Source organism: Flavobacterium sp., from assembly GCF_029945805.1.
In the GTDB taxonomy this organism is placed as follows: Bacteria; Bacteroidota; Bacteroidia; order Flavobacteriales; family Flavobacteriaceae; genus Flavobacterium.
In genome coordinates this window covers 1-10,907 of record NZ_JAQSDH010000046.1, presented here as the reverse complement: position 1 = coordinate 10,907, position 10,907 = coordinate 1, and the positions used below count along the sequence as shown (strand labels likewise).

The window sequence follows — 10,907 nt, the reverse complement described above, 5'->3', positions numbered from 1 at the left end:
CGATTCATTTAAAGAAGCCATCTTTTTGGCTTCTTTTTTATCGGACAACAATGTTAAATAATAAGTTAGTTGTTCCTAAAATCAATTGGTTTCTGTTATTCGTAAAAGAGAAAAATTAAAATCTATTAAAAAATCAACAAAAGTTAAATTCTTAGTTAAATGTTTGGTGGCCCTCCGAATAATAACGAAATTTGATTCCAATATAAAGCTGTATGTCTGACACTAAATTTATCATTGTAAGCTGTTGCACTAATTCTGTACTGGAGAATTTGGTGTTATGAAGTCTTTGATGAATTTCAAATACAAGCGAAACTCTCCATTTTTGGGGAGTTTTTTGTTTTATATTTAAAAACAGTAATCTTTTATGAAATCAAATAATAAACATTTATACCAAAGTAATTTTTTAGATAAAAAAATCTTTTTTAACAAGAAGAAAATAAAGTATTGGATAAATGAAATGACCGAATGGTTGTTTTGTTCGCAAAAGGAATATATTGAGTATCATTATTTTGAGCAAAAAGAAGAAGAATTAACTGCATTATTAATACAATTATTAGAAGCTGAACGATTTTCAAAAGAAGATGCGATCAAAGTAACCACTGAATTTTTTGGAAACTGTGTTATACTTCATGAAATGCTTTTAAAAGATTTAAATGCTATTTTGGAATTTGATCCCGCGGCTAAATCAAAAAACGAAGTGCTTATCGCTTATCCGGGATTCTTTGCTATCACAGTTCACAGAATTGCATTTCAATTGTGGAATAATAACTCCAGGATTTTGGCCCGATTAATAGCAGAACACGCGCACAGTAAAACGGGAATTGATATTCATCCTGCAGCGGTAATTGGAGAACATTTTTTGATTGATCACGGAACCGGAATAGTTATTGGTGAAACCGCGATAATAGGAAAGAATGTTAAGATATATCAAGGCGTGACTTTGGGAGCTTTAACCGTAAGTAAAGAGGAAGCAGAAGAAAAGCGTCATCCAACTATAGAAGATAATGTGACTATTTATGCAAATGCCACAATTCTTGGCGGAAGAACCGTAATCGGAAAAGATGCCGTTATTGGGGGAAATGTTTGGATAACCAATTCGATTCCACCACAATCATTAGTATATCACAAGAGTGAAATCAACATAAAAAGCAAAGAACAATTCCCTGAAGCACTAAATTTTAGTATATAATTTAAATTGAAAAACTATGAAAGCAAACAACATTTTAGAAACTATAGGAAATACTCCTGTGGTTAGATTGAATCGATTATTTGAAAACAGAAATGTATGGATAAAATTAGAAAGGTCAAATCCGGGAAATAGTATTAAAGACAGAATTGCATTGGCCATGATTGAAGATGCTGAAAAAAAAGGATTACTAAATCCCAATAGCGTAATTATTGAGCCAACTTCGGGAAATACAGGGATTGGTTTAGCGCTTGTTGCCGCTGTAAAAGGGTATAAAGTTATTTTGGTGATGCCGGAATCGATGAGTATTGAAAGAAGAAAATTGATGGAGATTTATGGTGCCGAATTTGAATTGACACCAAGAGAAAAAGGAATGAAAGGTGCGATTGAACGAGCTGCTGAATTAGTATTGGATACACCAAATGGATGGTCTCCACAACAATTTAACAATCCGGCCAATATTGACATTCACAAAACAACCACAGCTTTAGAAATTTTAGCTGATTTTCCAGATAGATTAGATTACATCATTACTGGTGTTGGAACCGGTGGTCACATTACTGGTGTGGCCGAAGTGCTAAAAGAGAAATTTCCCAAACTGAAAGTCATTGCCGTGGAACCAGAATTATCTCCAGTATTGAGCGGTGGTGCGCCAGGACCGCATCCATTACAAGGAATTGGTGCTGGTTTTATTCCTCAAAATTATCATGCGGAAGCAATTGATGAAATTATACAAGTAAGCAAGGATGACGCCTATGAGTTTACTAGACAAATCGCCAGAAAAGAGGGAATACTCGTGGGTGTTTCTTCGGGCGCTTCACTTGCCGCCGTTGCCAAAAAAGTTCACAGCATTCCTGAAGATGCGGTGGTTTTGACCTTTAACTATGATACAGGTGAACGGTATCTTTCTGTAGAAGGATTGTTCTAAACAATTAAAAAACCCCAGTTCAAAGTATCGAATTGGGGTTTTTTAATTTTAAAAGCTCAGGTCTAACTGACTGTTTAATTTTTCTTTATAATAATCAATTTTTCGAGCTGCGGAATTAAAAAACAGATTTTGGTCTCTTGTACCAGAATGGTTTAACAGCTTTGAATTGACTATTTGCATATTAAAAAACTGATGTACATTTTCACAACTTTCTTTATGTTGCGTGATAAAATATCCTAATAAGGTATAGGGAATGAACATTGTTACTTTTGCTTCACACTTTATCAGCATATTATTATTTAAAAGAATTAATTCGTTGTAATAAAACGAATAACTTGAATCCGTTTTATTTGATTTGTTTTTAACAACGGTTAAAATTCTTTTTAAATCGTCATATATTGCAATTGCCGTTTTAAACGAAAGTAATCCTGATTCATAGAAATATGAGACTTGCTGGATGCTACTGTTTATGGTGGTATCGTTCCAAATTTCAATAACTTTTACGTTTTCATATATTTTTTTGAGCTTTTGCATGTGTTCCATGAAGGATTCATCGATGACAAAGTGTTCAAAACTTTCCTTTTCTTGATCTTGTTGCAGCATCGATAGCCAAACAAAAGCTTTGAATTTTGACATTATCGTTCCTTCCATAAAATAAAACAACGGAATGTCTTTGGCAGAATAATATAAAACTGCGTCAGGAGAACTTGTTAATTCCGCAATATTCTCTGCTGAATTTTTAAAGTAATTCAGCATATCCTTTAAGGACTTAATTTCTATTGTTTTTTGGATAATGACATTCTCTTTATTTGAAAATAAGGAATCAAGCGAAATGTTGAAATGATTAGCCAACATAACGGTTTCTTCAATTGAGAATTTGCTTTTACCCGAAACACGTCGGTGTGCCGCATCATAACTTATGTTTAAGACACTAGCGATTTCATCATTCATTGAATTTGACACGTGAAGTTTGCTTCGAATGGCTTTTAATAACAGTTCTTGACTATTCATGATTTTTGTGATAATCACAAATATATAAAATTTTATAATTGTTTATGACAAATATAAGTGTGGTAATCGCAATAAGTTTGTCGGGTAATTAAAACTACTACTTATGAAAACAAATTTTATAATCTTTTTTCTAGCCTCATTTTTTTGCGGATTTTCTCAAGAGAATGTAAGACAGGACAGTTTGAAAACAGTCGTGTTTAGTTTAACACCCCGAACTAAAAAAGTGCAACAGATAAATGGTTTGACTATTGGTCTAGGCTATGATTTGTTCCCAAATAGTACAATCAAAAAAGTAAACGGATTAAATCTAGAAATTAATCCATTCACTATTTTATACTTAATGTTTGATGATCCAACACGTAGAGGTTTTCCAGAAGAGTCGTCTGTAAAAATTAACGGATTGAGCATTGCAACTGGACATTCTAATCAAAATGAAGACGTTGCTTATTCAGGTTGGTCTGTCTCGTTAATCAACTCAGGATTTTCTTGCAACGGAATTTCAGTTAATGGATTTTATAATTATTCTACAGAACTGAATGGATTACATATTTCAGGATTTGGAAATATTTCTAGAAATATGAACGGTTTAAGTATTTCATTCTCGAATGATTCCGAAAATCTTAATGGTATTCAAATAGGACTGCTTAATAATTCAGATTGTTTCAATGGAATTCAGATGGGAATATTTAATCAATCTTCTAAATATAAAGGAATTCAGATTGGTTTAGTCAATAAAACTAAAGGACAAAAAGGATTTCAGGTTGGATTTTGGAATATCAATAACAAAAGGTCATTTCCTTTTTTAAACTGGTAAAAAAATGAAAAAATTAATCGTAGTAATCGTAGTTTTTTTGAGTCTGAATATAAATGCACAAGATCAAGGAAAAGACACAACAAAATATAAAAGATTTATAACAGAAACGGGATTATTTATTCCTTTAGGGGACTTAAAAGACAAAATTGGAGTATCGAGCCAAACTGCCTTTTGGTACAGGACACGAATTGATCATAATGATATGATGGATTTTGGAATAAATATTATTGTTCCTAAGGTTGAAAATAGTTTTGCCTATCAAGGAAAAGATTCAATTTATATTGTAAAAGCAAAAGGAATAACCATAATGTTGGGTTGTAGAATGAACAAAAATTATCCAGTAACCATTTTTAATAAAAAGAAAAATTTAGAATGGAGTTCAACATTTGGCGGAAGCTTTTTTTCTTTTGAAGACAAAGAAAATCCAAAAGATGAAAGTGGTTATTACACTGATGAAAATGGGAACGCGGTGTATAGAATTGACACCAACACCAAAGCATTAAGCTGTATTTATTTGGGACAAGGAATAGGTTTGTCATCCGATAGACTGGGATTTCATATTGATTACAACTACATGCCGTATGATGTATTTTCAAAAAGAATTAAAAAGGGTTTTGGGAACAGTAGTTTAACAATGTCTTTGAGTTTGAAGTTGTAAAACAAAAACCCCAATCTTATTAAAGGATTGGGATTTTCTAACTAACAAAAATTGAATTATAATTTATAACTAAGTCCTGTTTTTATCGAAAAGAAGTAAGGATGATAATTAGAAACATCTTTGTATCCCATAAATTGATATTGAAACGACGGATACAAATCGAAGTTTAGTTTGGGTGTTAATTTGTAGAACAAGTTGAATTTGACATTGATTGAACTACTAAATGGGGCAATATTTTCAAGTTTTCCGATGCTCATACGATCAATATCTTTCGATTCTAAAAACAACTCGTTTTTCTGTAACTTTAGGAAACTAATACCGAACGATGTTGCCATTCCAAATTTCTTATCCGATAAAACATAATAGGCTTCAAGAGGAACCTCAATAAATGTAGTTTGCTGGCGCGAAATTACCTCGCTTTGATTTGGAAATAAATCATTTAATTCTTGTAGAGAAGTAGTCAACGAAGCTGTATTTGGACCGATAAAACTGTTGGATTCTTTGGTAAAAGTTGCAGAATAAACCGAATTGATGATTCCAACTCCAATTTGCATCCCAATTTTGCGACTGCCCATTATTCTTATAAGAACGCCGTAACTAGAATTGATTTCACTTTCTTTTTTAGAAGTTTTACTGTCATTGAGGAAGTTTCCATTGCCAAAGTTTCCGGTATAATTCATTCCAAAATAGGGTGCGACTGTTAGTTCATAATCCGTTTTGACAACATCAGTTTTAGTCGAATCTTTTTGTTCTTCCTCTTTTGGATTTTCAGTCAAATCTTTATTCTCTTTTTCTGCTTTTTTTACAGCTATCAAAGAATCTCTTTTCTTTTGATTAGATTTTTTCAATTGTTCTAGAATCTGTTTTCGGTCTTTAACAGATTTCGTAGCAGTTTTAGTTTCGCCAGTTTTTAAAGCATTAAGATTAGTTTTACTATTTGATGCATGCTGATTATCACTTAAATCATCTGATTTAGTTGATTCAGTAGCTTCGTTTGAAGTTGTTAATTGAGTTGAAGCATTTGAATTCGCTGATTTCTTTTTCGTTTTAGAGTTTTTCCCATCTTTATTGTATTCTGCACTTAGTGAAGCTTTTTTTTGATTGGCTTTGCTTTGTTTCTTGTATTTGTATTTTTTTGGTTTTGATAAACTATTGTTTAGATTTTTGTCATTTACATTAGTTACAACAGAATTTTTTGAATTCGTTTTTGCATTCGATTTTTTTGATATAACTGTTTTGAAATTCGTATTTGAACCATACTGTACTTTAGGTTTCCATCCTTTTTTGCCCGATTTGCTGTTTTCAGAATTTACTAATTTTGTCCCACGGCTTTTGTCGGTTTTCTTACTGCTCGTGTTTTTTGAATTAATGTTATTTGAGTCAACATTGTCCCAATTGGAATTGTCAGATGAAGTAGTGTCTAAGTCGGGTTTGTTTGAATTCTCATTCTTAGTAATGCCATTATTTGAATCAGTATTTTTCGAATTTAGATTGTTTTCAGGAGTTACGTTAGATGAACCAGTTGGCACATCACTATTTGCGGAAGGTTTTTTAGGATCAAAATCATGAAAATAAGTATAAGTTGAAATAGTTCCAATAGCAATGGCCGCAAAGAATAACCAAAAGATGAACCTTCTTTTTCTCTTTTGTTTTAGTTCCGCTTCAATTCCGTCCCAAACTTTGTTGGAAGGCGAGTAATCCAGCTGTTCCAGATTTTCCTTAAAATAGTTTCCTATATCTTTTTTAGATTCCATTTTGTGCTTTTTTAGGGTTGAACTCTAAAATCTTCTCTTTTAAAATCCCTTTCGCCTTATAGAGATTTGATTTAGAAGTTCCTTCGCTAATGCTGAGCATTTGTGCAATTTCTTTATGTGAATAATCATCAAGTTCATATAAGTTGAATACGAGTCGGTACTGATTTGGCAGATTTTGAATCAACTGCAGTAAAATGTCAAGAGGAAGCTCCTCTGGATTAATTTCTATATCAGTATCGCTAATTGTAACTGTTTTTAAATCTAATGCTTGTTGCTGTATGGCGGATTTAAATTTGGAAATAGCTTTATTTATTGTAATTCGTTTCATCCAGCCTTCAAAAGAACCTTTGGCCTTATACTTGGAAATGCTTGAAAATATTTCAATAAAACTATCGTGCAGATTATCCTCAGCGTCTGATAATGATGTGCAGTATTTTAAACTCAGGTTAAATAATTTTTTGTCATAAAGGTTGTAAAGCGCTTTTTGATGCACTAAATTATTCTTCTTACAACCGATTATGATTTCTTCTAAAGTCAAGTTAAGTTTTTTTTAAAAAAAGCGAACAAGTCTTGTTTTTACAAGTGCCGAATTTTTGTCCAAGTTAACAATTTGCCCTGAGCTAAAGTCGATGCATTTAGCTTTGGAAACGTCCTTTTCTGTGGAACTCCAATAATTTGTATTTGTAAAATTTCCCAGTGTAATAGTATGCAGATTTGTATAAATCAGCTGTAATTCGTTTGCCGAAGGAATGCACCAATCCTTTTCAAGTCCGATAACTTCATGCAACGCAGTTTTAGCAGAAACGGTTCCATTATTCAAATTACTGCAAACACTTGGATTCAGATAATAATTCGTCAGGCCATTGTGATAGTTTGCAATAGCAACCGTGTTTTGATAACCAGTTCCAATTTGGTCAAATTGAGCATTTGTGATTTGCCCACTTAGACAACCCCATTCTTCAATTGCAGAATCGGCTGTAGCAGCTTCAATATAGCGCCATCCGTTAGTGTATGAACCTTTGTCGTAAGCTATGATTCCTCCACTTGGACCGGTTTGTCCAATTGTATATGTTGTTAAATCGGAACAATCTTTTACAAGTTTTCTTGAAATTGTTGGTGTTTGCAATTCAAATAAATCTCCTGTGAAAGTAATAACTTTAAAATTGTAATTCCAGCCTTGAACAGTAGCATCATTTCCTGCAAGACTAATGTTTAAATGAAGTTCATTGTTTAGATATAAGAAAATCCAGGTTCCGTTATAAACAGTATTATGATGGTATAATGTAATTGTGTTTGTTGGATCAACAGTAAAAACAGCTCCGGCAAAATCATTGTTTGCGCCAGGAATGTATGGAACTTCCCAAAAGCATACGGTCGTTGGAGAAGTAAATAATCCATCACAATATGAAATAATATCTTCACGCGAACAAGAATCCAAAGCTACTTTTAATTCAGTGTTATTGTTCACACTAAAAACAGTTCCATCAGGCAACGTTGTCTGAATTGGATAACTAAGACTTATTGAATGAGTCAATGGTAACTGAGTAAGTAAATTACTAAATTGAATATCTCCTGTCAAAACAACTTCTTCTATGAATACAGAATCCGCATCATAAACAAAAACTTTGCAAGGGTAAACAAAGTCAATACAAACCGTATTTTCCACAGGATTGTCTCCGTGCGATGTTATTGTTTGAAGTAAACCAAATAATTCGCTTCCTGTTTCAATAAAAACAGGCGTACCAAAATCAACAGGTTCATTATCGTCCATATCTGTACAACTGAATGAAGCGAAAAGTAGCAATAGCATCACGGATAATCTAATTGTAAATTTTTTCATAGTTTTAATGTTGAATAGTAGTTGCAAAAAGTTCCAAAAGGTTGCTTTAAAAAGCTTTTTTATTTACTCGTAGTAATAAAATTGTTCGGTTGTGTTTGTTATGTTTGGCGTGACAGCTGTATTTGTAGAAACAGTTTTAAAGTAAGTCTTATAATTATCATTGTTAAAGGTCATAATGTCATCATCATTTGCTTTATAATAAGAATTGCCACGATAAGCCAAATATCTTAATTCATTTCCCAGTACGATTAAGTTATTCAATTCGTTTGCAGATTTCTGAATATTTTCGGGCATTGGATTTGGATAGTATTGAAAAGTGGTTATTGTCCCCGACTGATTAGTTGAAATCATTTTTTGATTTTGATAAGTAGCATTGTTTTCATAAGCCACCATTAGATTTGTAGTAGGATTGAAACCGCTGCCATTTTCTTTATAGATTAGTCCGGAAGCATTTTTGGTGAAAGTTCTAAAAACAGTAGTTTGATTATCCAGCACGTTGAATGCATTTGAAGTGACTGTGCCGTCATCATTATAAACATAAGTAAAAAATAAAGCCGAAGTAGGTATATAAGTGTGTCTTCCTGTTAGTCTTCCCTCTGAATCATAGTTTTCATCTTTATGAGCTGTTAACTCGCCGGTATTTGAATAGGTTTTATAGATTTTAGTAAGTCCTTCAACTGTTATTACATTTCTAGCTATAAATTGATTTTCATTGTTAAACGTTGAATCCGAAACAACCTGATTGTTTACAAAATGTCTAATGTTTTTTGTGTTATAACTTGGGTCGTTAGTGGTAGTGAATAGTGTCACAATTTTTTCAAGATTAACTTCAGAATCAGTTTCTGTAGATTCACTATTGTCGCATGATATGAATAACACTGCACTTCCCAAAACAAATAGATTAATGGCTTTCATGAGGTTTATTTTTTGGTTTATATTTGGTAGTGTCGAAAACTCAAAAAAGGTTGCCTTACATATTAAAATAAAAACAAAAACCCCGATTCAAATGAATGAATCGGGGTTTTTTATACTTAAAAAAGAACTAGTCTCTTTTATCGTCTCTTCTCGTATCTCTGTCGTCCAGTCTTTCTGGACGTGGTCCGCGGTCTTCCCTTGGAGCTGCATTCTCATCTCTTGGAGGTCTTGGTAAAAGCGCTTTTCTTGACACTTTTTCTTTTCTTGTTTTAGGATCCATACCAAGGTACTTCACCATAAACACATCGCCCATGTTTACAACATCGGCAACGTTTTCAGTTCTTTCCCAAGCCAATTCTGAAACGTGTAACAATACTTCGTTTCCTGGAGCTTCTGTGTATTCTACAACAGCACCAAAGTCAAGCATTTTAATTACTTTCACTTCATACGACTCATTCATTTGTGGTTTGAAAATGATAGAATCAATTTTCGCCAATACTTTTGCGATTCCTTCTGGATCAGTTCCAAGAATTTCAACAACACCTTGCTCGTCCACTTCGTTAATAACGATGGTGCAACCTGTAGCTTTTTGCAATTCTTGAATCACTTTTCCACCAGGTCCGATTAAGGCACCAATGAAGTTTCCTGGAATAGTACGCATGATAATTTTTGGAGCATATACTTTAACATCAGTTTTTGGTTGAGCCAATACTTCAGTTAATTTTCCTAAGATGTGCAGACGACCGTCACGAGCTTGAGCCAAAGCTTGCTCCATGATTTCATATTTCAATCCGTCAATCTTGATGTCCATTTGGCACGCTGTAATTCCTTCGGAAGTTCCCGTTACTTTGAAATCCATATCTCCTAAATGATCTTCATCACCTAAAATATCAGATAAAACTGCAAAACGATCTCCGTCAGTAATCAATCCCATTGCAATTCCAGAAACCGGACGAATCATTTGAATACCAGCATCCATTAAAGCTAATGTTCCGGCACAAACGGTTGCCATTGAAGACGAACCATTAGATTCTAATACTTCAGAAACCACACGAATAGTATAAGGACAATCAGCAGGAATCATATTCTTCAAGGCACGTTGTGCCAAGTTTCCGTGACCCACTTCTCTTCTTGAAGTTCCTCTCAACGGACGAGCTTCTCCTGTAGAAAATGGTGGAAAATTATAGTGTAAATAGAATTTTTCTTCTCCTTGTTCAGATGGTGAATCAATTTGGTTCGCTTCTCTAGAGGTTCCTAAAGTTGCTGTTGCCAATGCTTGGGTTTCTCCACGTGTAAACAATGCCGAACCGTGAACTGAGGGTAAATAATCTACTTCACACCAGATGTCTCTGATTTCTGTAGTTTTTCTTCCGTCTAAACGAGTTCCTAAATCTAACGTTACATTACGAACAGCTTCTTTATTTACTTTGTAGAAATATTTAGAAACTAAATCACCGTTTTCTGCTAATTCTTCTTCAGTAAACAATGCTTTTACTTCTTCTTTTACGACATCAAACGAAGCGGAACGTTCTTTTTTAGCGGAACCTTTGCTTGCAATAGCGTAAATTTTATCGTAAGCTGCTGCTTTCACTTTAGCGTGAATAGTTTCATCTGTTCTGTCTTGATCGTAAGATCGAACTTCCTTTTTCCCAAAAGCAGCTTGCAAGCGCAATTGCGCTGAAATTTGATTTTTTATATGTTCGTGTGCAAATTTAATTGCTTCTAACATTTCTGCTTCTGAAATCTCTTTCATTTCACCTTCTACCATTGCGATAGAATCCATAGAAGCTCCAATCATCAT

General features: G+C 33.5%; 10 protein-coding genes. 4 read left to right on the top strand and 6 right to left on the bottom strand.

All coding sequences use genetic code 11. The annotated features are described in order from the left end of the window. The first annotated feature begins 364 nt into the window (after window positions 1–364). Together epsC and cysK are read left to right on the top strand one after the other, a co-directional pair. Window positions 365–1,189 (top strand): serine O-acetyltransferase EpsC, encoded by an 825-nt coding sequence (gene epsC / locus PSU83_RS13070; protein WP_300589999.1) that lies wholly within the window; start codon window positions 365–367, stop codon window positions 1,187–1,189. A gap of 16 nt (window positions 1,190–1,205) precedes the next feature. After that, a complete protein-coding gene (gene cysK / locus PSU83_RS13065; protein WP_300589998.1) occupies window positions 1,206–2,114 on the top strand; it encodes a cysteine synthase A in 909 nt (302 codons plus the stop codon). Window positions 2,115–2,162: 48 nt separating this feature from the next. Here cysK and PSU83_RS13060 read toward each other — a convergent pair whose 3' ends face one another. Beyond that, complete coding sequence (locus tag PSU83_RS13060; RefSeq protein ID WP_300589997.1) at window positions 2,163–3,125, bottom strand: helix-turn-helix domain-containing protein; 963 nt, start codon at window positions 3,123–3,125, stop codon at window positions 2,163–2,165. Window positions 3,126–3,228: 103 nt separating this feature from the next. Here PSU83_RS13060 and PSU83_RS13055 point away from each other — a divergent pair, with 103 nt between their 5' ends. Together PSU83_RS13055 and PSU83_RS13050 are read left to right on the top strand one after the other, a co-directional pair. Next, a complete protein-coding gene (locus PSU83_RS13055) occupies window positions 3,229–3,939 on the top strand; it encodes a hypothetical protein (protein WP_300589996.1) in 711 nt (236 codons plus the stop codon). Between the two features lie 4 nt (window positions 3,940–3,943). Continuing rightward, window positions 3,944–4,597, top strand: a complete 654-nt coding sequence (locus tag PSU83_RS13050) for a hypothetical protein (RefSeq protein ID WP_300589995.1) — start codon at window positions 3,944–3,946, stop codon at window positions 4,595–4,597. A 56-nt stretch (window positions 4,598–4,653) separates the two neighbouring features. Here the strand turns inward: PSU83_RS13050 and PSU83_RS13045 are convergent, their stop codons facing one another. The 5 genes from PSU83_RS13045 to PSU83_RS13025 form a co-directional block, all read right to left on the bottom strand. Further along, entirely contained in the window at window positions 4,654–6,351 is a 1,698-nt protein-coding gene (locus PSU83_RS13045) for a hypothetical protein (RefSeq protein WP_300589994.1), read from the bottom strand. Continuing rightward, window positions 6,341–6,889: an RNA polymerase sigma factor gene (locus PSU83_RS13040; protein ID WP_300589993.1), complete on the bottom strand. Its 549-nt coding sequence runs from the start codon at window positions 6,887–6,889 to the stop codon at window positions 6,341–6,343. Before PSU83_RS13040 ends, PSU83_RS13045 begins: the two co-directional genes overlap by 11 nt. A 12-nt stretch (window positions 6,890–6,901) precedes the next feature. Next, window positions 6,902–8,191, bottom strand: coding sequence for a hypothetical protein (locus PSU83_RS13035; RefSeq protein WP_300589992.1), 1,290 nt, complete (start codon window positions 8,189–8,191; stop codon window positions 6,902–6,904). 63 nt (window positions 8,192–8,254) lie between these two features. Continuing rightward, entirely contained in the window at window positions 8,255–9,106 is an 852-nt protein-coding gene (locus tag PSU83_RS13030) for a hypothetical protein (RefSeq protein WP_300589991.1), read from the bottom strand. Window positions 9,107–9,233: 127 nt separating this feature from the next. Beyond that, window positions 9,234–10,907, bottom strand: a 1,674-nt coding sequence (locus PSU83_RS13025) for a polyribonucleotide nucleotidyltransferase (RefSeq protein ID WP_300589990.1), incomplete at its 5' end; no start/stop codon positions are given.